Raw genomic sequence first — 23,721 nt, 5'->3', positions numbered from 1 at the left:
CTCACACGCCCTCGCTCAGCGCGGTTTCGAGGAGTGGGATCATGGCTTCACGCGCCCAGCGTGCAGTGACGCGCTGGCCGGGCTGGTACGCAAGCGTGGTTTCCTGCCACTGGTTGTTGGCATGGCTGATGCTGAGGTTTTGGCCGTTTTCCAGCTGAATCTCATAGCGGGTGGCCGAGCCTTGGTACTGGATGTCGTGCAGCAGACCGCTGATTTGCACCTCGTCGCCGGCGACCGGGCTATCGGCAAAACGGATGTGTTCCGGGCGAATGGAGAACGGCCGGGCATTGCCGGTCAACTGTTCGGCCAACTCGCCACGCAGTACGTTGGAGGTGCCGACAAACTCGGCCACGAACGGTGTCGCCGGTTTCATATAGAGGTTGCGCGGGGTGTCGACCTGCTCGATGCGGCCCTTGTTGAACACCGCCACGCGGTCGGACATCGACAACGCTTCAGTCTGGTCGTGGGTGACGAAGATGAAGGTGATGCCGAGCTGGCGTTGCAGCTTCTTCAACTCGCCTTGCATCTGCTCGCGCAGCTTCAGGTCCAACGCGCCGAGCGGCTCATCCAGTAGCAACACCCGCGGCCGATTGACCAGCGCGCGGGCCAGGGCCACGCGCTGACGCTGGCCGCCGGAAAGTTGTGCGGGCTTACGCTCGCCGTAGCCGCCGAGGGCGACCATGTTCAGTGCCTCTTCTGCACGGGTGAGGCGTTCGGTTTTGCCGATGCCTTTGACTTTCAGGCCATAGGCGACGTTGTCGCGCACGTTCATGTGCGGGAACAGCGCGTAGTCTTGGAAGACGGTGTTGACGTCGCGTTGGTAGGGCGCCAGGCCCACGGCTTCGGCGCCATGAATGCGGATGGAGCCGGCACTGGGTTGCTCGAAGCCGGCGATCAGGCGCAAACAGGTGGTTTTGCCCGAGCCCGATGGGCCGAGCATGGAAAAGAACTCGCCGTCCTCGATATCGATGGAAACCCGGTCTACGGCCTTCACTTCGCCGAATTGACGGGAAACTTGGGTGAATTGGACTGCAAGAGTCATGGCATACGCTCCGAAAATGCAAAGGCTGGGTACAGCAACTCCGCCCGGACTACTGAAAACGGGTGAAACGAACGTTTGATCGTTCCCTCGCTCTGCGTGGGAATGCAGCCTGTGACGCTCTGCGTCAGCCTGCGTGAATGGACGCTGGAGCGTCCGGGGGAGGCATTCCCACGCCGGAGCGTGGGAACGATCATCCTTACCTGCCGCCCATGACCGCGATGAAGTCCTGCGTCCAACGGCTGTATGGCACGCACTGATCCTGGGTCTTGCACTTGGCCTCTGGAGTCTTCCAGAAGGCGATCTTGTCGAACTGGTCGTAGCCGTTCACTGAACACCCTTGTGCGCCGAGCAATTCACTGGCTTTGCAGCCGGCCGGTACCGCGGGCACGGAGCCGAACCAGCCGGCCAGGTCGCCCTGAACCTTGGGTTCCAGCGACCAGTTCATCCACTTGTAGGCGCAGTTCGGGTGCTTGGCTTCGGCATGCAGCATGGTGGTGTCGGCCCACCCGGTGACCCCCTCTTTGGGGAACACGGTGGCAATCGGCTGACCTTCGGCTTTCAGGGCGTTGGCCTGGTACGGCCAGGTGCTGGAGGCAACCACGCCTTCGTTCTTGAAGTCGCTCATCTGCACTGTGGTGTCGTGCCAATAACGGTGGATCAGGCTGTGTTGTTTACGCAGCAGATCGAGCACGGCGGCGTATTGTTTTTCGTTCAGCTCGTAGGGGTCGTTGATTTTCAGCTCAGGCTGGGTGGCTTTCAGGTACAGCGCGGCATCGGCGATGTAGATCGGGCCATCGTAGGCCTGCACGCGGCCTTTGTTGGGCTTGCCATCCGGCAGGTTCTGCGCATCGAACACTGCGCTCCAGCTGTCGGGTGCGGTTTTGAACACCGTGGTGTTGTACATCAGCAGGTTTGGGCCCCACTGATAAGGCGTGCCATAGGTCTGTTTGTTGACCACATACCAAGGGGCATCTTTCAGGCGCGGGTCGATGTTTTTCCAGTTAGGGATCAGCTCGGGGTTGATCGGCTGTACGCGTTTGCCATAGACCAGGCGCAGCGAGGCGTCGCCAGACGCAGTGACCAGGTCGTAGCCGCCCTTGGCCATCAGGCTGACCATCTCATCGGAGGTGGCGGCGGTCTTCACGTTGACCTTGCAGCCGGTGTCTTTCTCGAACTGAGTCACCCAATCGTAGTTCTTGTCGGTCTCGCCGCGCTCGATGTAGCCGGGCCAGGCGACGATGTCGAGGCGACCTTCGCCGGCGCCGACGGCCTTCAGCGTTTCGGCGGCTTGCAGACTGGCGCTGGCCAGCAGTGCGGTGGTCAACGCACTCAATAAAGCGGTTTTTTGCACGAACATTGGGTTTCCCTCTTTTCTGTTTTTGGGGTCGGGGCAGTTAAACGTCGTGTTGCTTGGCCCTTGTCGGGCTACTTCTTTGCTGTACTCGGTAACTAACTCTTCGGTAACTAACTCAGTTGCTGGCCGTGCCGCGCCATGATGTGGCGTACCACGCTGTAGTCCTGGAGCGAATCGCTGGACAAGTCCTTGCCATAACCGGAGCGCTTGAGGCCGCCGTGCGGCATCTCGCTGACCAGCATGAAATGGCTGTTGATCCAGGTGCAGCCGTACTGCAAGCGGGCGGCGACCTGCATCGCCTTGTCGAGGTTTTGTGTCCATACCGAGGAGGCCAGGCCGTATTCGGAGTCATTGGCCCAGTCCACCGCCTGCTCCAGTTCATCGAAACGGGTGACGGTCACCACCGGGCCGAAGACCTCGCGTTGGACGATTTCATCGCCCTGTTTGCAACCGGCGAGCAAGGTCGGCTGGTAATAGAAACCGGGGCCGGAATGCACGGCGGCGCCGGTGACTCGTTCGATATGCGGCTGGCCGAGGGCGCGCTCGACGAAGCTGGCCACCCGGTCACGCTGACGGGCGCTGATCAGCGGGCCGATCTCGTTGTCCGCATCGCGCTTGCGGGCAAAGCGCAGGCTGCTCACGGCATCACCTAACTCCGCGACTAAACGGTCATGGATACCAGTTTGAGCATAGATGCGGCAGGCGGCAGTGCAATCTTGGCCGGCGTTGTAGTAGCCGTAGGCGCGCACGCCTTCGACCACCGCTTCCAGGTCGGCATCGTTACAGACGATCACCGGCGCTTTGCCGCCGAGTTCCAGATGGGTGCGTTTGAGGGTCTTGGCGGCGGCCTGGAGGATTTTCTGTCCGGTGACGATATCGCCGGTCAGCGAGACCATGCGCACCTTCGGGTGGCTGACCAGGTGGCTGCCGACGCCTTCGCCGCCACCGCAAACGATGTTGATCACTCCGCGCGGCAGCAACTCGGCGAGCGCAGGGGCGAGGGCGAGGATCGACAGCGGCGTGTGTTCGGACGGCTTGAACACCAGCGTGTTGCCGGCCGCAAGCGCCGGGGCGATCTTCCACGCGGCCATCATCAGCGGGTAGTTCCACGGCGCGATGGACGCGACCACGCCGATCGGGTCGCGGCGCACCATGCTGGTGTAACCCGGCAGGTATTCACCGGACAGCTGGCCGGTCTGACAGCGCACCGCGCCAGCGAAGAAGCGGAACACATCCACCGTGGCGCTCAGATCATCCTGTCGGGCCAGATGCAGCGGTTTACCGCAGTTCAGGGCTTCCAGGCGGGCGAGGTGATCGGCGCGTTTTTCGATGGCGTCGGCAATGCCGAGCAGAATCAGCGAGCGTTGCTGCGGGGTGGTGCGTGACCAACTGCCGAACGCACGGTGCGCGGCGAGGATGGCGGTCTCGACCTGGTCGGTGGAGGCTTCGGCGATATGCACCAGGAGCTCGCCGGTTGCCGGATTGAGGATCGGCTCGACAAAGCCTTCACCCGCGACCAGTTGACCGTCGATCAACAGCTCGCTGAAGAGGGGCGTGGAAATCGCGGAGCCGGCCATCTTGTGTGCTCTCTTTTGTTGTTGGGGCATCGAGTTTCTCTAGGCAACGCTGAAGCCCGACGCCGCCTGATTACCTACCAAGGTCAGCCACATCACGGATCAGATCGTAGGGAGGGTTAGCCGCGTAGCGGTGTAACCCGCCAACGGTGCCGACAGGCACCGCCGCTCGCGCGCCGGATGGTGGGTTACGCCTATGGCTAACCCACCCTACGAGCTAAACCCTGACGCTGGCCTCTTATGTGCGAAGAGAGACTAGAGGGCAGGCGTGAGGTCTACAAATTCTTAATACTGAACGCAACGTTCGGTTAAATAGATGGCCTGCGCCCGGCAGGTTGTTCGCGGGCAACGGTGAGGAACGGGTCGACCAGTGCCGGGCGAGCGGTGCCGCGCCGCCAGGCCAGGCCGACGTCGAGGGTCTGGGTCAGGTCGACCAGCGCGCGGGCTTCGATGATGTCGCCTTCCAGCGACCAGGGGCGGTAGGTCATGTCCGGTTGAATCGACAGGCCCAGTCCGGCGGCGACCAGGCTGCGCACCGCCTCGGTGGAGCCGGTGCGCAGGGTGATGTGTGGCTGCAGGCCGGCGCGCGACCAGATGCGCTGGGCATTCAGGCCCATTTCATCGACGTTCAACTGAATCAGCGGCTCGCTGACCACATCCGCCAGGCTGATGCTGTCGTGCTCCAGCAGCGGATGCTGCGGTGGCAGCCAGAGGCGCAGCGGCGAGTGGGTCAGCACTTCGGTTTGCAGGGCGTGGCGGTCTTCCAGGTTAGAGAGGATCAGCACGCCGACGTCGATCTCGCCGCTCACCAGCAAGTGTTCGATATACGGGCGCTCGTCTTCCATCACGCGGATTTCCACGTTGGGGTAGGCGCGCTGGAAGCGGGTAAGCAAGTCCGCCAGGTAATAGCCGGCGACCAGGCTGGTCACGCCAATAGTCAGTTGGCCGGCAACCTGGTCGGTGCTCTGTTGCAGGCTGCGTTTGGCATTATCCACCGTGGCCAGAATCAGGTGCGCCTGGCGCAGAAACTGGTGGCCCTGGTGGGTCAGGGTCATGCCCTTGGCGTGGCGATTGAACAGGCTGACGCCGATCTCCTGCTCCAGTTGCTGGATCGCCAGGGTCAGAGTCGATTGCGAGATAAACACCGCCTGGGCTGCCGCGGAAATCGAGCCGGTTTCGGCAACTGCAATGAAATGGCGGATCTGGCGCAGGGTCATCATGGTTTGATCTTCATGGTCTGGTGCGAAAGCCGCTGGCAATGGCTCTTGAGGGGGTAATTTTAATGAGTTTTATAGATTATTGATGATTTGTATCTTTTATTTAGATGGCTAGACGGCAGCTCTTCTACAGGCTCTGCGCTGTTTCGATGCGCGCCTTGCAACAGCTAACTCAGACATAGCCAAAGGCTTTGTCCGTTGGTGGCGATAATCCGTTGATATATAAAGCCTGCTGCTGAGCTGGAGTGCTTGCGGAGCTTGGTGGCTGGCCTTTACAGTCGCCGGGCCCGGCACTGTGCTGCTGGCGCCGAATAAGACCATCTGCACGGCTAGTCCCTAGGGGAATGATTTTGAACAACTGGACCCTCCGCCAACGCATCCTGGCGAGCTTTGCGGTGATCATCGCCATCATGTTGTTGATGTTCGTGTCGTCCTACTTCCGCCTGTTGATCATAGGAAAGGGTGCCGATCAGGTTCACGACGACGGCATGCCCGGCTTTTATTACAGCTCCATGATCCGTGGAATCTGGGCGGAGGAGCTGTTGCTGACCCAGCAGTTGATTGGCCTGAACGACGGCAAGGCACTCAGTCAGGCGGAGCTTGAACAGTTCCGCAACTACGATGAGCAGGTTGTCGAGTTGCTGGACAAATACGAGCAAACCATCTTTGAAGAGAGCGATCGTGCACTCTTTGCAGAGTTTCAAGAGCATCAGCAGGAGTACAACCAACTCCATAGTGCCGTGCTGGATTTGTATGTGCAGAAACAACCGGAGCAGGCGCGCCTCCAGCTGAAGGAAAAGTTGCTGCCGGACTGGCAGCACGGTCGGGAGTTGCTGAATAAGCTGCTGGAGCGGAACAAGCGGGCAGTGGACAGTGCCACTGCTGATATCGTCTCTTCCGTGGCAGCGGCAAAGCTCGGCATGGGTATTACCTTGCTGCTCGCGGTAATCGCCGCCGCCATCTGTGGCTTGCTGTTGATGCGCGCGATCATGGCTCCCATGCAGCACATCGTCGAGATCCTCGGCGTCATGCGCAGCGGCGACCTGAGCTCGCGGCTGGCGCTGGCGCGCAAGGATGAATTCGGTGTCATCGAAACTGGCTTCAATGCCATGGTGACGGAGCTGGCCGGGCTGGTTTCCCAGTCGCAGCGCTCGGCCATTCAAGTCACCACTTCGGTCACTGAAATCGCCGCGACCTCCAAGCAGCAGCAGGCGACAGCCAGCGAAACTGCCGCTACCACCACGGAAATTGGCGCTACCTCGCGCGAGATCGCGGCCACCTCTCGTGATCTGGTGCGGACCATGACCGAGGTTTCCTACTCGGCGGAACAGGCGTCCGCGCTGGCGGGCTCCGGTCAGCTCGGGCTGGCACGGATGGAAGACACCATGAACCATGTGATGGGCGCCGCCGAGCTGGTCAACGCCAAGCTGGCGATCCTCAACGAGAAGGCGGGCAACATCAACCAGGTGGTGACCACCATCGTCAAGGTGGCGGATCAGACCAACCTGCTCTCGCTCAATGCCGCCATCGAGGCGGAAAAGGCCGGTGAGTACGGCCGTGGCTTCGCCGTGGTGGCGACCGAAGTTCGTCGGCTGGCGGATCAGACTGCGGTGGCGACTTACGACATCGAACAGATGGTCCGCGAGATCCAGTCGGCGGTGTCGGCAGGTGTGATGGGGATGGACAAGTTCTCCGAAGAAGTACGCCGTGGCATGTCCGAAGTGCAGCAGGTCGGCGATCAGCTGGCGCAGGTGATTGGTCAGGTCCAGGCCTTGGCACCGCGTGTGCTGATGGTCAACGAGGGCATGCAGGCGCAAGCCACCGGCGCCGAGCAGATCAATCATGCGCTGGTGCAGCTGGGTGAAGCGACCGGGCAGACAGTGGAATCGCTGCGTCAGGCCAGCTTCGCCATCGACGAACTCAATCTGGTGGCCAATGGACTGCGCAGTGGCGTCTCCCGCTTCAAAGTCTGAGAGTGGGGCCGGTAACTTGACAGGCGTACAGGCTGGCCGCGGCGGCGCCTTGGCGCAAATGAAGAAGCTGTTCCTGCTGTTCAGGATCGGTGCCGATCGCTATGCACTGGACGCCTGTGAGGTGGTAGAGGTGCTGCCGCTGCTGCGCCTGAAGCAGATTCCGGAGGCGCCGCACTGGGTGGCTGGAGTCTTCGCCCATCGCGGCATGCTGGTGCCGGTACTCGACCTCAGCGCGCTGACCTTCGCTCAGCCGGCTGCAGCGCGTACCAGCACGCGGATCGTCCTGGTTCACTACCGCGCCGGGGATGATGGTCAGGGGCATCCGCTCGGGTTGATCCTGGAGCAGGTGACCGACACCTTGCGCTGCAACCCAGGCGACTTTCGTGACTATGGTCTGGACAATCAGGGCGCGCCTTACCTCGGCCCGGTGTTCGAGGGCGCGCGAGGGCTGGTGCAATGGATTCGCGTGCAACAGTTGCTGCCCGCTGCCGTGCGGGCAATCCTGTTTCCGCCGGCGACGCTTGCTGAGCAGCGGGGCGAGGTCGGGCTATGAGCGGTGACGAGCGCTTCGAACGTGTCCTTAAAGAACAGATCGGGCTCGATGCCGGCTGCGTCGGCCCTGCGGCCATCGCCCGGGCCGTCAGTCAGCGCAGCGCCATGCTGGCTGCGCGCAACGCCGACGAGTACTGGACGCGGCTGCACGGCTCGGCCGAGGAGCTGCAGGCGCTGATCGAGCTGGTGATAGTTCCCGAGACCTGGTTTTTCCGCTATCCGGAGTCTTTTGCGACCCTTGGAAAGCTGGCATTTCAGCGCCTCGCGGACCTCAACGGCGCCCGCCCGCTGCGAATTCTCAGTCTGCCGTGCTCAACCGGCGAGGAGCCTTATTCGATTGCCATGGGGCTGCTGGATGCGGCCATCCCGGCGCAGCTGTTTCAGATCGATGCGCTGGATGTCAGCCCGATCTCGATCGAGCGGGCCAAACGCGCCATCTACGGCAAGAACTCCTTTCGCGGCGCCGCGCTCGAGTTTCGTGCTCGGCATTTCTCGGCGGTCGCGGACGGTTATGCTCTCGCGGAACAGGTCGGCCGCCAGGTGCGCTTCCAGTGCGGCAATTTGCTCGATCCTGGCTTACTCGCCGGCGAGCCGGCCTATGACTTTGTGTTCTGCCGGAACCTGCTGATCTATTTCGATCTGGCGACCCAGGAGGCGGCGCTGGAAGTGCTCAAGCGTCTGACTCGTAGCGATGGCGTAGTGTTTATCGGCCCGGCGGAGGCCAGCCTGCTTTCGCGGCTGGGCATGCAGTCGCTCGGTGTGCCACTGTCGTTCGCCTTCAGGCACTCGCGCGTAACGCCGGGCACGGCGGCGCCGAGCCAGAGCCCACTGTCGCCGCGTCCGCCCGTTCGGCCGGCGCCTGAGCCGCTGCGGCGACGGAGCGAAGCCTTGGCGCGGCCAGCCCCTGCGCGCCGCCAGCCTTTGCTCGACAGCCAACGCCCGGCCGACGCTGTGGCGGATCAGGCTGTCGAGCAGCTGCAGGCGATCGCCGGCCTGGCCAATGCGGGGCGGGTCGATGAAGCACGGCAGCGCTGCGTGGACTATCTCGCGCAGCAGGGGCCGGCCGCCGATGCCTTTTACTGGTTGGGTCTACTCAGCGATGCCGAAGGCCAGCCGCTCGACGCCCTGGGCTTTTACCGCAAGGCGCTGTATTTGCAGCCGCAACATCAGGAAGCCTTGGCCCATCTGGCTGCGCTGCTTGCCGCTCAGGGCGATGCGGCGGGTGCGCGGCGGCTGCAGGACAGGGCCGCGCGTGGAGTGAGCAAAGATGCTTGATTACGCCCCGTCGCTGATGACGGAAGAGGGTGCGCAGCAAGTCGACGACTGCTGGAACCGCATCGGCATTCGCGGCGACAAATCCTGCCCGCAGCTGGTCGAGCACATTCATTGCCGCAACTGTGCGGTGTATTCCGCTGCGGCGACCCGACTGCTCGATCGTTACGCGCTGCATCAGGATGACAGCCGAGTAGCCGAGCAAAGCCTGCCGGAGCCCGTCACCGCTACCTGCTCGATGCTGATTTTCCGCCTCGGTGAGGAGTGGCTGGGCCTGGCGACCCGTAGCCTGGTAGAGGTCTCGCCACTGGCGGCGATCCACTCGTTGCCGCACCAGCGCTCACGTGCCTTGCTGGGGGTCGTCAATGTGCGCGGCGCGTTGGTGGCGTGCCTGTCGCTGGTCGAACTGCTCGGGCTGGACAGCACCCCAGCTGTTGCGGCGCAGGGGCGGAAGATGCCGCGAATGCTGATCATCGGTGGGCAGGGCGGACATGTAGTGGCCCCGGTCGATGAGGTGGACGGGATTCATGCGCTGGAGCAGAGGAGCTTGGCCGCAGCGACGAAAACCAGCACCTTGGCGGCGGCAAAATATACCCGTGGCGTCATCCAGTGGCGTGGTCGCAGTATCCGCTTGCTGGATGACGAACAACTCCTGCTGGCGGTGACGCGGAGCCTTACATGACCCCGGATCAAATGCGCGATGCCTCGCTGCAGGAGCTATTCCGTCTGGAGGCTGAGGCGCAAACCCAGGTGCTTAGCGACGGTCTTCTGGCCCTGGAGCGCAACCCTGCGCAGGCCGAGCAACTGGAAGCCTGCATGCGTGCGGCCCACTCGCTGAAAGGCGCCGCGCGGATTGTCGGTATCGACTCCGGAGTGCGCGTGGCGCATGTCATGGAGGATTGCCTGGTCGCAGCCCAGGAGGGGCGCCTGTATCTGCTGCCCGAACATATCGATGGCTTGTTGTCTGGCAGTGACTTGCTGCTGCGCATCGCCAGTTCGCCGGCTGGCGAGGTTGGACCGGCGGACATCGAGGCTTTTATGGTGCGCTTGGAGGCGATGCTGCCGCCCGCTGCGTCAGCCGCTCGGGTTGTGCTGCCAGCCGCTGAGCCTGGGCCCGCCGCCCCCGTGCTGCCGGCTGCGCCAGAGCTGGACATGCTTCTGCCGGAGCTGTCGCGCAGCGAGAACCGCCCGGCGGAGAGCGCTGAGCGGGTGCTGCGGGTCACGGCTGAGCGACTCAACAGCCTGCTCGATCTGTCCAGCAAGTCGTTGGTCGGCACGCAGCGGCTCAAGCCGTTCCTCGGCTCGCTGCAGCGGATCAAGCGTAGGCAGAGCGGCGTCGACAGGGCGCTCGACACGGTCCAGCAAGCGCTGAAAGATGCTGGCTTCGAGTTGCAGACGCAAGCGTTGCTGGCGGATGCGCGACGGCTGCTCGGCGAGTCACAGCAGATGCTCAGCGAGCAGACTGCCGAACTGGACGAGTTCGGCTGGCACGCCGCTCAGCGCGCCCAGCGGCTCTACGACACTGCATTGGCTTGCCGCATGCGCCCCTTTACCGATGTGCTGGTCGGTCAGGCACGGATGGTCCGTGACCTCGGGCGTTCGCTGGGCAAACAGGTGCGTCTGGAGATAGAAGGGGAGACGACCCAGGTCGACCGCGAGATCCTGGAGAAGCTTGAAGCGCCGTTGGTTCACCTGCTGCGCAACGCTGTCGATCATGGGGTGGAACTGCCCGAGGTGCGCCTGCTGGCGGGCAAGCCTGTCGAGGGCGTGATTAGCCTCAAGGCCCGCCATCAAGCGGGCATGCTGGTGCTCGAACTGTCCGATGATGGCGCCGGTGTCGATCTGCAACGCCTGCGCGAAGCGATCATTCAACGCCAGCTCGCGCCTGCGGAAACCACCGCGCAGTTGAGCGAGGCAGAGCTGCTGAGCTTCCTGTTTCTGCCGGGCTTCAGCATGCGCGCGCGAGTGACTGAGGTCTCCGGGCGGGGGGTTGGCCTCGATGCGGTACAGCATATGGTTCGCCAGTTGCATGGCGGGATACAGGTCCGGCAGATACGGGGGCAGGGCAGCCATTTCCACCTGGAGGTGCCGCTGACGCTCTCGGTGGTGCGTAGCCTGGTGGTCGAGATCGGCGGCGAGGCCTATGCCTTTCCGATGGCGCATATCGAACGGATGCGCGAGCTGGACGCGCAGGACATCGTGCAGTTGGAAGGGCGCCAGCATTTCTGGCACGAAGGGCGGCATGTCGGTCTGGTATCGGCCAGTCAGCTGCTGCAGCGCCCGGACGGCAAACTGGCGCCAGCATCGCTCCCGGTGGTGGTCATTCGCGAGCGTGAGGCGGTTTATGGGCTGGCCGTCGAGCGCATCATCGGCGAGCGCACGCTGGTGGTTCTGCCGCTCGATCCGCGCTTGGGCAAAGTGCAGGACATCTCCGCTGGCGCGGTACTCGCCGATGGCTCACCGGTGCTGATTCTGGATGTCGAAGACATGCTGCGCTCGGTCGAGAAGCTGCTCAGCACCGGCCGGCTCGAACGAATCGATCGCAGCGGTCGGCAGGCCAGCGTGGTCGCGCGCAAGCGCATCCTGGTGGTCGATGACTCGCTGACGGTGCGTGAGCTGGAGCGCAAGCTGTTGCTCGGTCGTGGTTATGACGTGACGGTTGCGGTGGATGGCATGGATGGCTGGAATGCCTTGCGTTCGGAGCACTTCGATCTGCTGATCACTGACATCGACATGCCGCGCATGGACGGTATCGAACTGGTCACCCTGGTCCGTCGCGACAACCATCTACAATCCCTGCCGGTGATGGTGGTGTCCTACAAGGATCGTGAAGAGGATCGCCGCCGGGGACTGGATGCCGGCGCCGACTACTACTTGGCCAAGGCCAGCTTCCACGACGAAGCCTTGCTCGATGCGGTGGTGGTGCTAATTGGAGAGGCCCTATGAGAATCGGCATCGTTAATGACCTGCCTATGGCGGTCGAGGCTCTGCGTCGGGCGCTGGCCTTCGAGCCGGCGCATCAGATCGCTTGGGTCGCGAGCAATGGTGCCGAAGCGGTCGAGCTGTGCGCCGTGCGGACACCCGATGTGGTGCTGATGGACCTGATCATGCCGGTCATGGATGGTGTCGAGGCGACCCGGCGGATCATGGCGCAATCCCCCTGCGCGATCCTGCTGGTGACCGTCGACATCAACCGGAACTTGCATCGGGTGTTCGAGGCCATGGGCCATGGGGCGCTGGATGTGGTCGCTACCCCGGCACTTGGCTCTGGTAATGCCCAGGAAGCCGCCGCGCCGCTACTGCGCAAGATTTATAACATCGGCTGGCTGATCGGCCCGCGCGAAAACCGCGCGCGCGCGGCTCCCGCACCGGTGCTACAGGCCGAGCCTAAGCACCGGCTGGTGGCGATCGGAGCCTCCGCGGGTGGTCCGGCGGCTCTGGAGCAGTTGCTCAAGGGCATACCGGCAGGCTTTTCTGCGGCCATTGTGCTGGTGCAGCACGTCGATGAGGTCTTTGCCGCAGGCATGGCCGAATGGCTGAGCAGTGAGTCAGGCTTGCCGGTGCGCCTGGCCCACGACGGTGAACCGCCGCAAGCGGGTGTGGTGTCGCTTGCGGGAACCAACAACCACATCCGGCTGCTGAAAAACGGCAACTTGGCCTACACAGCGGAGCCGAGCCACTATGCCTACCGCCCGTCCATCGATGTGTTCTTCGAGAGCGTGGCGGCCTTCTGGACCGGAGAGGCAGTTGGCGTGCTACTGACCGGTATGGGTCGCGATGGTGCGCAAGGGCTCAAACTGATGCGCGAACGTGGCTTTCTCACCATCGCCCAGGATCAGCAGAGCTGTGCCGTCTATGGCATGCCCAAAGCCGCGGCGGATATCGATGCTGCCGCCGAGATCCGCCCCCTCGGCGAGATTGCGCCGAGGCTCGCACGCTTTTTTGCCTGAGTGATCGAATAACACCGGGACATCCGGGCGACTGCCTGCGGATACCAAGGAAACAGATGAATTACCTTCAAAACCATAGGTCAGTGATGACAACAGATGAACATGCCGTGATGGTGCTCCTGGTGGATGATCAGGCCATGATTGGCGAGGCGGTCCGGCGCGAGCTAGCGAGTGAAACGAATATCGACTTTCACTTCTGTTCCGACCCGCACCAGGCCATTGCCGTGGCAGTGCAGATCAGACCCACGGTGATCCTGCAGGACCTGGTGATGCCGGGTCTGGATGGCTTGTCGTTGGTGCGTGAATACCGTAAGCATCCAGCGACACGCGATATCCCGATCATTGTTCTGTCGACCAAAGAAGAGTCTCAAGTGAAGAGCGCCGCGTTCGGCGCGGGTGCCAATGACTACTTGGTCAAACTGCCGGACGCCATCGAGTTGGTCGCGCGTATCCGCTACCACTCGCGTTCCTACCTGATGCTGCTGCAGCGCGATGAGGCCTATCGGGCACTGCGTGAGAGTCAGCAGCAGTTGCTGGATACCAACCTGGTGCTGCAGCGCCTGATGAACTCGGATGGCCTGACCGGGCTGTCGAACCGTCGACACTTCGACGAGTACCTGGAGATGGAGTGGCGTCGTGCGCTACGCGAACAGTGTCAGCTGTCCTTGCTGATGATCGATGTCGATTACTTCAAGGACTTCAACGACGGCTTCGGTCACCTGGCCGGTGATGAGGCGTTGCGTAAAGTGGCTATTGCCATTCGCGCAGGAGGTATCCGCCCCGCCGATCTGCCGGCGCGTTACGGTGGCGAGGAGTTCGCCATGGTGCTACCTAGCACTTCGCCTGGCGGTGCGCGGTTGGTGGCGGAAAAAATCCGTCTCGCCGTGGAGGCCCTGCAGATCCCCCATGCCTCACCGGTCCCCGACTCGTGTCTGACTGCGAGCGTCGGGGTTGCGACCCTGACGCCTAAGCAGGGTGAGTCCTTTCGGCTGCTGATCCAGGCGGCGGATCAGGGGCTGTACCTGGCCAAGCGCAACGGTCGTAATCAGGTCGGCTCAATCTAAGCAGACCGGGTGGGGCTCGCGGGTGCAACATCTGGAAGCATTCCCAAATGCCACTCAAGGGCACTTCGTTCTAGTCTGCGACTCGTTTCATTGGACTGATGCAAACACTGGAGGGCTCTATGAATACGCGTGGTTTACTCGATCAACTGCTCAAATCCGGTCAAGACCTTTTGCAGAACAAGGCGGGTGCTCGCCAGGGCGGCGCGGCCGGGGGTGCGGGTGGCTTGGGTGATTTGCTCTCGGGCGGCGCGGCTGGCGGTTTGGGCAGCCTGCTTAGCGGTGCCGGCGGTGGCGCCTTGGCCGCGGGCGCCATGGGTTTGCTGTTGGGCAACAAGAGTGCGCGCAAGCTGGGCGGTAAGGCGCTGACTTACGGCGGCTTGGCCGCGCTCGGTGTCATCGCCTACAAGGCCTACGGCAACTGGCAAGCGCAGCAAGCAAATGCGCCGCAAGGCGAACCGCAGACCCTGGATCGCCTGCCGGCGCCGCAGGTTGAGCAGCATAGCCAGGCGATTCTCAAGGCCTTGGTGGCGGCGGCCAAGGCCGATGGCCATGTCGATGCCCGCGAGCGGCAACTGATCGAGGGTGAGCTGAGCAAGCTGACCCATGACCAAGAGTTGCAACGCTGGCTGGAGACCGAGCTAAACAAACCGCTCGATCCGGTCGACGTGGCGCGCGCCGCGCAGACTCCGGAGATGGCCGCGGAAATGTACCTGGCTAGCCTCTTGATGGTGGATGAGGAGCACTTTATGGAGCGCGCCTACCTCGATGAATTGGCGCGCCAGTTGAAGCTGGAACCCGGCCTTAAAACTGAGCTGGAAAACCAGGCGCGGCAGGCGCTGCAGTCGCCCGTTTAGTCGGTCGTAGGAAGCTCCCTGCAGGCGTTCTGGAACCCTGTCGCGGGCGGCGCGACCGTCCGGCAGCGACCGTAGCGAATCACTCTCGGCGGACTATCGTGTATAGCCTAAGCCCGCCATATCGACGGGAGGGAGGCGCGATGAATACCAGCGATTTGCTCGAACAATTGCTGAGCTCCGGGCTCGCTCAGCAAGGCGGCGCGGCTTCCCGCGCCAGCGCTACGCAAGGGGGGCTGGGCGGCCTACTGGGCGGTGCGCTCGGTGACCTTTTGGGCGGCGGCGCTGCTGGCGGTGGTGTCAGCAGCGGCGGTGGCTCCCAGGGCGGTCTGGGCGGTCTCGGTGGCTTGCTCGGTGGTCTGCTCGGCGGCGGCGCGCCGAGTGGTCAGGCCCGCAGCAGCAGCGGAATGGGCTACGGCGGTCTGGCGACTCTCGGCATGCTCGCCTTCCAGGCCTTCAGCGCTTGGCAGCAACAGCAGGCGTCGGCACGCACGTCGATGCAGCCGGAGACGGTCAATCAACTGACCGGCGCTGCAGCCGAGGAGCACAGCCATGCCATCCTTCGTGCGCTGATCGCCGCCTCCAAAGCCGACGGCCGCATCGATGAGCAGGAAAAAAAGCTGATCTACGCGGAAATCGCCAAGCTCACCGACGACCCCGAGTTGCAGGACTGGCTGGATCAGGAAGTCAGTCGCCCGCTCGATGCGGCGCAAGTCGCACAGGCGGCGCAGACGCCGGAAATGGCCGCAGAGATGTACCTGGCCAGCGTGCTGCTGGTCGGCAGTCAGCAGGGCGGCGAGCGCGACTATCTGGATGAACTGGCTCGCCAGCTCAAACTCGACCCGGCACTGAAGGCCGAGCTGGAAGCGCAGCTCGGCAGCGGACTGCAAGGTTGAGCTAAGGCCAGGGACGTGCTCTGCCATCAATTAAGTCCGGAGCTGTAACCGGCTCGGCATCCGCTGAGTCGGTCAGCTCGCGCCTTTGCGCATCACCGACGTTGCGCTTCACGGTGGCTGGGCTGGCAGAAATTTTTGCTGATCAGATTGTTTAAGAGCAAGTCGTCAACGACCTGAAAACGATTGTTTCCAGGTCTAAAACCAGTGCATAACATGGCTGCCAATAACAAAGACAACAAAGGTGCGGCCACTTATGCAGCAACCCGCTGGCTCATACGATTACATCGTGGTCGGTGCCGGCCCGGCCGGCTGCCTGCTGGCGAATAGGCTGTCAGCCGACCCGGCGATCCGGGTGCTGCTGCTCGAAGCCGGTGGGCGCGACAACTACCCGTGGATTCATATTCCCGTCGGCTATTTGTTCTGCATCGGTAACCCCCGCACCGACTGGTGCCTGAAAACCGAAGCCGAACCGGGTTTGCACGGCCGGACGCTGAGTTATCCGCGCGGCAAGGTGCTGGGTGGTAGTTCATCGATCAACGGCATGATCTATATGCGCGGTCAGGCGCGGGACTACGATCAATGGGCGGCGCAGGGTAACCCTGGTTGGGCCTGGCAAGACGTGCTGCCGTTGTTCATGCGCAGCGAGAATCACTATGCCGGCGAATCCGCTATCCATGGCGCCAGCGGCGAATGGCGCGTCGAGCAGCAGCGGTTGTCCTGGGGCATTCTCGATGCCTTTCGCCAAGCGGCGGGGGAGACGGGAATCGCTGCGATCGACGACTTCAATGGCGGCGACAATGAAGGCTGCGGCTATTTCCAGGTCAACCAGCGCAGTGGTGTGCGTTGGAATGCCGCCAAGGCGTTTCTGCGTGGTATTCGCCAGCGCAGCAATCTGACCGTGCTGACGGGAGCCGAAGCCAGTCGCGTAGTGCTCGAACAGGGGCGCGCCAGTGCCGTGCTGGTGCGCTGGCAAGGCCGTGAGCAGTCATTCGCGGCGCGCCGCGAGATCATTTTGTGTGCTGGAGCGATTGGCTCGCCAACGCTGTTGCAGCGTTCGGGTATCGGCCCCAGGGCTTTACTCGAGCGCTCGGGCATCGGCGTGCGGCATGCGTTGCCCGGCGTTGGTGGGAACCTGCAGGATCACCTGCAACTGCGCCTGATCTACCGGGTTAGCGGTATTTCGACCTTGAACCAGCGGGTTGGCAGCCTGTGGGGCAAACTGCACATGGGCCTGGAGTATCTGCTCCGCCGCAGTGGCCCGCTGGCGATGGCGCCGAGCCAGTTGGGCGCTTTTGCCCGTTCCGACCCGCAGCAGCCGTCGGCCAACCTCGAATACCACGTGCAGCCGCTGTCATTGGAGCGCTTCGGCGAGCCGCTGCATACTTTTCCGGCGTTTACCGCTTCTGTCTGCAACCTGCGTCCGCAGAGCCGGGGGCGGGTGGAAATACGCTCGGCTGACCCGCTGGCACCACCACTGATTCAACCCAACTACCTCAGTCACGCGGAGGATTTGCAAGTGGCGGCAGATTCGATCCGCCTGACGAGGAGAATCGTCGCCGCCCCGGCCTTGGCTCGTTATCAGCCTGAAGAATATGCGCCGGGTCTGGCCTATCAGAGTGAAGAGGATCTGCAACGGGCCGCCGGAGCTATCGGCACGACGATTTTTCATCCGGTCGGCACCTGCAAGATGGGCAACGATCCGCAAGCGGTGGTCGATGCCCAGTTGCGTGTACATGGCATCCCGGGCCTGCGCGTGGCCGATGCGTCGATCATGCCGACGATTGTCTCGGGCAATACTTGTTCGCCGACATTGATGATCGCGGAAAAAGCCGCCGAACTGATTTTGGCCGAAGCTCGGCGCACGGCTCGCGAGTCGGTCACCCAGAACGCGGTGGGCCTGCCGCAGGGGGGCTGAGTTGCGGCCGGGCAGCTGGCGAATAGTCCGTGAAGGGAGCGGCCCCGTTGATCTGGAAGGCAATCAATCATGCCCGGTAGCGGGCTGCCAGGGCGGGTCGAGTGGGGTATACTCGCCGGCTTTTCAGAAAGTTCCGCCTGCGAGTGCTGCCTACCATGGAAATCAACCCGATCCTTAACAGCATCAAGGACCTGTCCGAGCGCTCCCAGACGATTCGGGGGTATCTTTGACTACGATCACAAACGTGATCGTCTGACCGAAGTCGAGCGCGAGCTCGAAGACCCGAACGTCTGGAATAACCCGAGTACGCGCAAAATCTCGGCCGCGAGCGTTCGCTGCTGGCGCAGATCGTCGAAACCCTGGATGAGATGTCCAGCGGCCTGAACGATGCCCGCGACCTGTTGGAAATGGCCGCCGAGGAAGAAGACCAGGCTGCCGTCGATGACGTCTCCGCGGAAGTCGAGCGTCTGCGCGCATCTCTCGAGAAGCTTGAGTTCCGTCGCATGTTCAGCGGCGAGATGGATCCGAACCACGCCTACTTGGACATTCAGGCCGGTTCCGGCGGCACCGAGGCGCAAGACTGGGCCAACATTCTGCTGCGCATGTACCTGCGCTGGGCCGACAAGCGTGGCTTCGATGCGACGATCATGGAGCTCTCCGCCGGCGAAGTCGCCGGGATCAAGGGCGCGACCGTGCACATCAAGGGCGAATACGCCTTTGGCTGGCTGCGTACGGAAATCGGCGTGCATCGTCTGGTGCGCAAGAGCCCGTTCGATTCCGGCAACCGTCGGCACACCTCGTTCTCGGCGGTGTTCGTCTCGCCGGAAATCGATGACAACATCGAAATCGACATCAATCCGGCCGATCTGCGCATCGACACTTACCGCTCCTCCGGTGCCGGTGGCCAGCACGTAAACACCACCGACTCGGCGGTACGGATCACCCACGTACCGACCAACACCGTGGTCAGTTGCCAGAACGAACGCTCACAGCACGCTAACAAAGACACCGCGATGAAGATGCTGCGGGCGCGCTTGTACGAGCAAGAAGTGCAGAAGCGCAATGCCGCCTCCCAGGCCCTGGAGGACACCAAGTCGGACATCGGCTGGGGTCACCAGATCCGCTCCTATGTGCTCGACCAGTCGCGGATCAAGGATCTGCGTACCGGCATCGAGAACAGCAACTGCGATGCGGTGCTGGACGGCGATCTGGATGAGTTTATCGAGGCGAGCCTGAAACAAGGGCTGTAAAGCGTAGGGTGCGATTCATCGCACCATTCAATACATCGGTGCGGTGAACCGCACCCTACGGACGAAGACATGAGCGAACTACTCGACCAGTACGACCAGCACGCACTGCAACAGCAGGAAGAAAACAAGCTGATCGCCCAGCGCAAGGAGAAACTTGCCGCGGTGCGCGAACAGGGCCAGGCCTTCCCCAATGACTTCCGCCGCGACAGCTACTGCGCGGATTTGCAGAAAGCCAACGAAGGCAAAAGCAAGGAAGAGCTGGAGGGCGCAGCCATTGCGGTTAAGGTCGCCGGGCGCATCATGCTCAACCGCGGCGCCTTTATCGTGATCCAGGACATGAGCGGGCGGATTCAGCTGTATGTCAACCGCAAGACCCTGTCGGCCGAGACGCTGGAAGCCATCAAGCACTGGGACCTGGGCGACATCATCGCCGCCGAGGGCACCCTGGCGCGCTCGAACAAGGGCGACCTGTTCGTCGAGATGAGCGACGTGCGTCTGCTGACCAAGTCGCTGCGCCCGCTGCCGGACAAGCACCACGGCCTGACCGACACCGAGCAGCGCTATCGCCAGCGCTATGTCGACCTGATCGTCAACGAGGAAGTGCGCCAGACCTTCCGCGCGCGTTCGCAGGTCATAGCGCATATCCGCAACTTCCTCATGCAGCGCGACTTCCTCGAAGTGGAAACGCCGATGCTGCAGACCATTCCGGGCGGCGCCGCGGCCAAGCCGTTCGAGACCCACCACAACGCGCTGGACATGGCCATGTTCCTGCGCATCGCCCCGGAGCTGTACCTCAAGCGCCTGGTGGTCGGTGGCTTCGAGCGGGTGTTCGAGATCAACCGCAACTTCCGCAACGAAGGCGTTTCGACCCGGCACAACCCCGAGTTCACCATGCTCGAGTTCTACCAGGCCTACGCCGACTACGAAGACATGATGGACCTGACCGAGGAGTTGTTCCGCGAGCTGGCGCAGCTTGTTCTCGGGACTACCGACGTGCCGTACCAGGGCAAGGTGTTCCATTTCGGCGAGCCGTTCCAGCGCCTGTCGGTGTTCGATTCGATCCTCAAATACAACCCGGAAATCAGCGCGGACGACCTGCGCAATATCGACAAGGCGCGTGCCATCGCCAAGCAGGTCGGTGCCGAAGTGCGCGGCTTCGAGGGGCTGGGCAAGCTGCAGACGGTGATTTTCGAGGAGCTGGTCGAGCACAAGCTGGAACAGCCGACCTTTATCACTCAGTACCCGTTCGAAGTGTCGCCGCTGGCCCGGCGTAACGACGACGATCCGAGCGTGACGGATCGCTTTGAGCTGTTCATCGGTGGTCGTGAAATCGCCAACGCCTATTCCGAGTTGAACGACGCGCAAGACCAGGCCGAGCGCTTCCAGGCCCAGGTGGCCGACAAGGACGCCGGCGACGACGAAGCCATGCACTACGATGCCGACTTCGTTCGCGCCTTGGAATACGGCATGCCGCCGACCGCGGGTGAAGGTATCGGCATCGACCGTTTGGTGATGCTGCTGACCGACGCCCCGTCGATCCGCGATGTAATCCTGTTCCCGCACATGCGCCCGCAGGCTTAACGGTCGATAATCAGCCGCCTTCGGGCGGCTTTTTGTTGTCTGTGCAGGGATCTATTCTGCTAAGGAAAGCTCCAACGCCTGAGTTTTTGTTTTATCGCGCGAGAGGTGAGCCCAGCCGTGACCCATCCCCACCAAGACAGCGCTGCCAATGTGGCCAGTGCCGTTGCTGAAAGTGTCCAGTATCAAGGTCGCAAGGCCAGTCGGCAGGGTAGCGAGCAGCGCCGTCAGGCGATTCTCGATGCGGCCATGCGCATCATTGTGCGTGAGGGCGTGCGTGCGGTGCGCCACCGCGCGGTGGCGGCGGAGGCCGAGGTGCCACTCTCGGCAACCACTTATTACTTCAAAGACATCAATGACTTAATCACCGACACTTTCACTCTGTTCGTCGAGCGCAGCGCAGCCGATATGGCTGCGTTCTGGGATGGTACCGAGGGTTTGCTGCTGGAGAAGGTCGGCGCACTGAATGGCAGCGTCGAGTCGCGTCGGCGTCTGGCTGACGATATCGCCGCCCTGGCGGTGGAGTATGTGCGGCAACAGTTGGTGACTCGCCCCGAGCATCTGTTGGCCGAACGGGCTTTTCAGCAAGAGGCGCTGCTCAATCCGCGCCTGCACGATCTGGTGCGTTCGCATCGCCAGATCCTGCAGCAGGGAGTTACGCACTTTTTCCAAGTGCTGGGCTCGCAACAGCCGGAGCAGGATGCCAAGGTATTGACGGGCATTATCGAGCGGATGGAATATCAGGGCCTGATCGATGGGGTCGAGCATCTGGATTGCGGCGACATGCTGGCCATTCTCAAGCGCTACATGTATCTGGTTCTGGGGCTCTGATCACAGTCGATAACCGAACCCCGCCGAGCAGACCGTGTGAAAACTACTGCGCTTGGTTATACATCGTTAAAAACAGGCTCAAAATGCTCATTTACAACACGTAAACTGCGCTTTCTCGCCTGTTTTTGCCTTGTCTAACCTTCGCTCGCTACGTTTTCACACGGCCTGTTAGGCGGGGTTTGTCATATATGCGGAATAAGCTGCGTGGTTTTAACGCAGGTTAGCTCAGGAGAAAGCCGGTGGTGATGGGCTGTTTACAGTGGGTCAATGAGGGGCAGAGCCAGCTTTCAATTGCGTACAGGCGCCTGCAGGAGCGGTCTAGAAGCGTCCTCACAAGGAGAGTGAAATGAAAGCCTGGCGTATGGTGGTCGCCTTGTCCTTCCTGCTGTTGAGCGGTTGCCTGGTCACCTTTAAAGATCCCATTCCCGCCAACGAAGCGGCGCCGGTTCCGCTGCTCGGTGAGTGGACGCGTAAAAACGAGTGGGGCGAGCAGCTCTACCTCGAAGTCAGTCGTGCCGGCTCTAACGTCTACAAGGCCAGAGCCTATGTGAACAGCCTGGACAACCTGGAAAGTCTTGAAGAATACGGTTTTACCGTTGCCCACCACGGCAGCCGCTGGTATCTCTCGGCCGGTTTGCCGAAGAGCATGGGCGCTAATTTCGCCATCGCCGGTTTCGAACTGACCAAAGATAACGAGCTGGTGCTCTATAACCTCGATGTTGATCGTGTCCTGCAAGCGCTGGAACTCAGTAGCCTTGAAGGCAATGTCGTGGAGACCCCCGAGGGTGACGGTGTGCTGGTCACCAGCACGCTGGATAAGGTGTTCGCCTACCTGGACGATCAGGCAAACTCCGATGTGTTTATCGAGGTAGCGCGTTACCAGCGCTCCGGCGATTAAGCACCTGTTCAAGATCGTCGCTAGCGCAGGTCACGCTGGCGCAACCAGTCAGTCGCAATGACAAGTCCAGTGAGGGACAGATGAACAATCACATAGTGCTCGACGACTACCAACTGGTGATTCGTGCATTATCCGATCGCATCGTCGAGGCGCAGACGCCGATTCGTGTACTGGATGCGGTCAAGTGGGATGAGACCATCCGCCAGGGCTTCCTCAAGAGCAAAGGCAAGGAGCCGCCAGCAGTCGATCGGGCCTATTACGACAGCCGCCCGCTGGCCTTCGATTCCGGCGCGAAGAAGCTGGAGTTCCAGAACATCGAGCGCGATATCACCCGCCAACTCGGCCAGTTCAACCCGGTCGGGCAGATCATGCGGCGTATGTGCAAGGAATATCGCATGGTTATCCGCATGCTCGAGGCTCGCGGTACGCCGGACTTTGGCCTGATCTCTCAGGAACTCTATGGCGCGGCCTCCGATGCCTTCCACGCCGGTGACCCGACCCTCGCCGACCTCGGCCTGATGTTTTCCGACTACCTGAACAATATCGCCGACCGTGGCGATCTCAAGGACGAGCCGAAAACGCTGACCGCCAAGGATGCCGTCGACCTGCTGCAAAGCCGCTTGAACAAGGTATTCGGGGAAGAGGAGGGCACCATTCGCGTGTTCGAGTCAGACGGTATCCTCGCCGATGCCGCCGCTGGCGCCGACTACATCAAGATTCGCGCCGATGCGCTGTTCAACGAACGCGATGTGCGAGCGCTGGAAGTCCATGAAGGGCTGGTGCATGTCGGTACTACGCTGAATGGGCTGAATCAGCCGATCTGCACCTTCCTCGCCAAGGGGCCGCCTTCTTCCACTGTGACCCAGGAAGGCCTGGCGATCCTGATGGAAGTGATTGCCTTCGCGTCCTATCCGAGCCGCTTGCGCAAGTTGACCAACCGCACTCGCGCCATCCATATGGCCGAGGATGGCGCGGACTTTTTGCAGGTGTTCGAGTTTTACCGTGAGCAGGGCTTCGGCATGGAGGAGAGCTACGCTAACGCCAGCCGGGGGTTTCGCGGCTCAACCCCGAATGGCCTGCCGTTCACCAAGGATCTGTCCTATCTGAAGGGCTTTATCCTGATCTACAACTACATCCAGCTGGCGGTGCGTAAGGGCAAGCTGGAGCAGATTCCGTTGTTGTTCTGCGGTAAAGCCACCCTGGAAGACATGCGCACCCTGCGTCAGTTGGTCGATGAAGGGTTGGTGGTTCCGCCGAAGTACCTGCCGCCGCAATTTCGCGACCTCAACGCGTTGTCTGCGTGGATGTGCTTCTCCAACTTCCTCAATCACCTGAGCCTGGATCGGATCGAAGCCGACTACGCCAACATTCTGTAGGGTGGGGTAGAGCCGCTTGCGGCATAACCCACCATCGGTGCCGGCAGGCACTAATCGCCTGTCTCGCGGCCGGTTGGCGGGTTTCACATACCTTACGCAGCACCTAGGCTGGGTAGGGCGCAGCGACA

General features: G+C 62.0%; 18 protein-coding genes and 1 pseudogene. 15 read left to right on the top strand and 4 right to left on the bottom strand.

Features of this window, described 5'->3' with window-relative positions:
• Position 1: 1 nt before the first annotated feature.
• The 4 genes from D3879_RS19535 to D3879_RS19520 form a co-directional block, all read right to left on the bottom strand.
• Positions 2–1,042: an ABC transporter ATP-binding protein gene (locus tag D3879_RS19535; protein ID WP_119955904.1), complete on the bottom strand. Its 1,041-nt coding sequence runs from the start codon at positions 1,040–1,042 to the stop codon at positions 2–4.
• Between the two features lie 196 nt (positions 1,043–1,238).
• The gene (ydcS, locus tag D3879_RS19530; protein WP_119955903.1) at positions 1,239–2,399 is read right to left on the bottom strand and encodes a putative ABC transporter substrate-binding protein YdcS; all 1,161 of its coding nucleotides are present in this window, start codon (positions 2,397–2,399) and stop codon (positions 1,239–1,241) included.
• A 107-nt stretch (positions 2,400–2,506) separates the two neighbouring features.
• Positions 2,507–4,003 (bottom strand): gamma-aminobutyraldehyde dehydrogenase, encoded by a 1,497-nt coding sequence (locus tag D3879_RS19525; protein ID WP_119955902.1) that lies wholly within the window; start codon positions 4,001–4,003, stop codon positions 2,507–2,509.
• 275 nt (positions 4,004–4,278) lie between these two features.
• Positions 4,279–5,190: a LysR family transcriptional regulator gene (locus tag D3879_RS19520; protein WP_119955901.1), complete on the bottom strand. Its 912-nt coding sequence runs from the start codon at positions 5,188–5,190 to the stop codon at positions 4,279–4,281.
• A 341-nt stretch (positions 5,191–5,531) separates the two neighbouring features.
• Between D3879_RS19520 and D3879_RS19515 the strand changes: the two genes are divergently transcribed.
• From D3879_RS19515 to D3879_RS19445, 15 genes and pseudogenes are all read left to right on the top strand, one after another.
• On the top strand, positions 5,532–7,160 hold the full coding sequence (locus D3879_RS19515) for a methyl-accepting chemotaxis protein (protein ID WP_420800938.1): 1,629 nt from the start codon (positions 5,532–5,534) through the stop codon (positions 7,158–7,160).
• 58 nt (positions 7,161–7,218) lie between these two features.
• Positions 7,219–7,713: a chemotaxis protein CheW gene (locus D3879_RS19510; protein WP_119955900.1), complete on the top strand. Its 495-nt coding sequence runs from the start codon at positions 7,219–7,221 to the stop codon at positions 7,711–7,713.
• Positions 7,710–8,987 (top strand): CheR family methyltransferase, encoded by a 1,278-nt coding sequence (locus tag D3879_RS19505; protein ID WP_119955899.1) that lies wholly within the window; start codon positions 7,710–7,712, stop codon positions 8,985–8,987. Before D3879_RS19510 ends, D3879_RS19505 begins: the two co-directional genes overlap by 4 nt.
• Positions 8,980–9,666 carry a chemotaxis protein CheW gene (locus tag D3879_RS19500; RefSeq protein ID WP_119955898.1) on the top strand — a complete coding sequence of 229 codons (687 nt, stop codon included), beginning with the start codon at positions 8,980–8,982 and terminating at the stop codon, positions 9,664–9,666. The genes D3879_RS19505 and D3879_RS19500 overlap by 8 nt, the downstream gene beginning before the upstream one ends.
• Positions 9,663–11,930: a hybrid sensor histidine kinase/response regulator gene (locus D3879_RS19495; protein ID WP_119955897.1), complete on the top strand. Its 2,268-nt coding sequence runs from the start codon at positions 9,663–9,665 to the stop codon at positions 11,928–11,930. Before D3879_RS19500 ends, D3879_RS19495 begins: the two co-directional genes overlap by 4 nt.
• Positions 11,927–12,934 carry a chemotaxis response regulator protein-glutamate methylesterase gene (gene cheB, locus D3879_RS19490; protein ID WP_119955896.1) on the top strand — a complete coding sequence of 336 codons (1,008 nt, stop codon included), beginning with the start codon at positions 11,927–11,929 and terminating at the stop codon, positions 12,932–12,934. Before D3879_RS19495 ends, cheB begins: the two co-directional genes overlap by 4 nt.
• Before the next feature lie 86 nt (positions 12,935–13,020).
• Positions 13,021–13,998, top strand: coding sequence for a diguanylate cyclase (locus D3879_RS19485; RefSeq protein WP_119955895.1), 978 nt, complete (start codon positions 13,021–13,023; stop codon positions 13,996–13,998).
• 119 nt (positions 13,999–14,117) lie between these two features.
• Positions 14,118–14,852, top strand: a complete 735-nt coding sequence (locus tag D3879_RS19480) for a tellurite resistance TerB family protein (RefSeq protein ID WP_119955894.1) — start codon at positions 14,118–14,120, stop codon at positions 14,850–14,852.
• Between the two features lie 140 nt (positions 14,853–14,992).
• Positions 14,993–15,745, top strand: coding sequence for a tellurite resistance TerB family protein (locus D3879_RS19475; RefSeq protein WP_119955893.1), 753 nt, complete (start codon positions 14,993–14,995; stop codon positions 15,743–15,745).
• Between the two features lie 253 nt (positions 15,746–15,998).
• Positions 15,999–17,660: a GMC family oxidoreductase gene (locus D3879_RS19470; protein WP_119955892.1), complete on the top strand. Its 1,662-nt coding sequence runs from the start codon at positions 15,999–16,001 to the stop codon at positions 17,658–17,660.
• Between the two features lie 155 nt (positions 17,661–17,815).
• A pseudogene (gene prfB, locus D3879_RS19465) lies at positions 17,816–18,910 on the top strand (peptide chain release factor 2).
• A gap of 69 nt (positions 18,911–18,979) precedes the next feature.
• The gene (gene lysS, locus D3879_RS19460; RefSeq protein ID WP_119955891.1) at positions 18,980–20,491 is read left to right on the top strand and encodes a lysine--tRNA ligase; all 1,512 of its coding nucleotides are present in this window, start codon (positions 18,980–18,982) and stop codon (positions 20,489–20,491) included.
• A 117-nt stretch (positions 20,492–20,608) separates the two neighbouring features.
• Positions 20,609–21,319: a TetR/AcrR family transcriptional regulator gene (locus D3879_RS19455; protein WP_119955890.1), complete on the top strand. Its 711-nt coding sequence runs from the start codon at positions 20,609–20,611 to the stop codon at positions 21,317–21,319.
• A gap of 346 nt (positions 21,320–21,665) precedes the next feature.
• Entirely contained in the window at positions 21,666–22,217 is a 552-nt protein-coding gene (locus tag D3879_RS19450) for a hypothetical protein (RefSeq protein WP_119955889.1), read from the top strand.
• An 80-nt stretch (positions 22,218–22,297) separates the two neighbouring features.
• Positions 22,298–23,593 (top strand): flavohemoglobin expression-modulating QEGLA motif protein, encoded by a 1,296-nt coding sequence (locus D3879_RS19445; protein ID WP_119955888.1) that lies wholly within the window; start codon positions 22,298–22,300, stop codon positions 23,591–23,593.
• The last annotated feature ends 128 nt before the right edge of the window (positions 23,594–23,721 follow it).

Origin of the sequence: Pseudomonas cavernicola (assembly GCF_003596405.1) — a bacterium.
In the GTDB taxonomy this organism is placed as follows: Bacteria; Pseudomonadota; Gammaproteobacteria; order Pseudomonadales; family Pseudomonadaceae; genus Aquipseudomonas; species Aquipseudomonas cavernicola.
The sequence above is the reverse complement of the archived record's forward strand: the minus strand, read 5'-3'. Positions and strand labels throughout refer to the sequence as shown.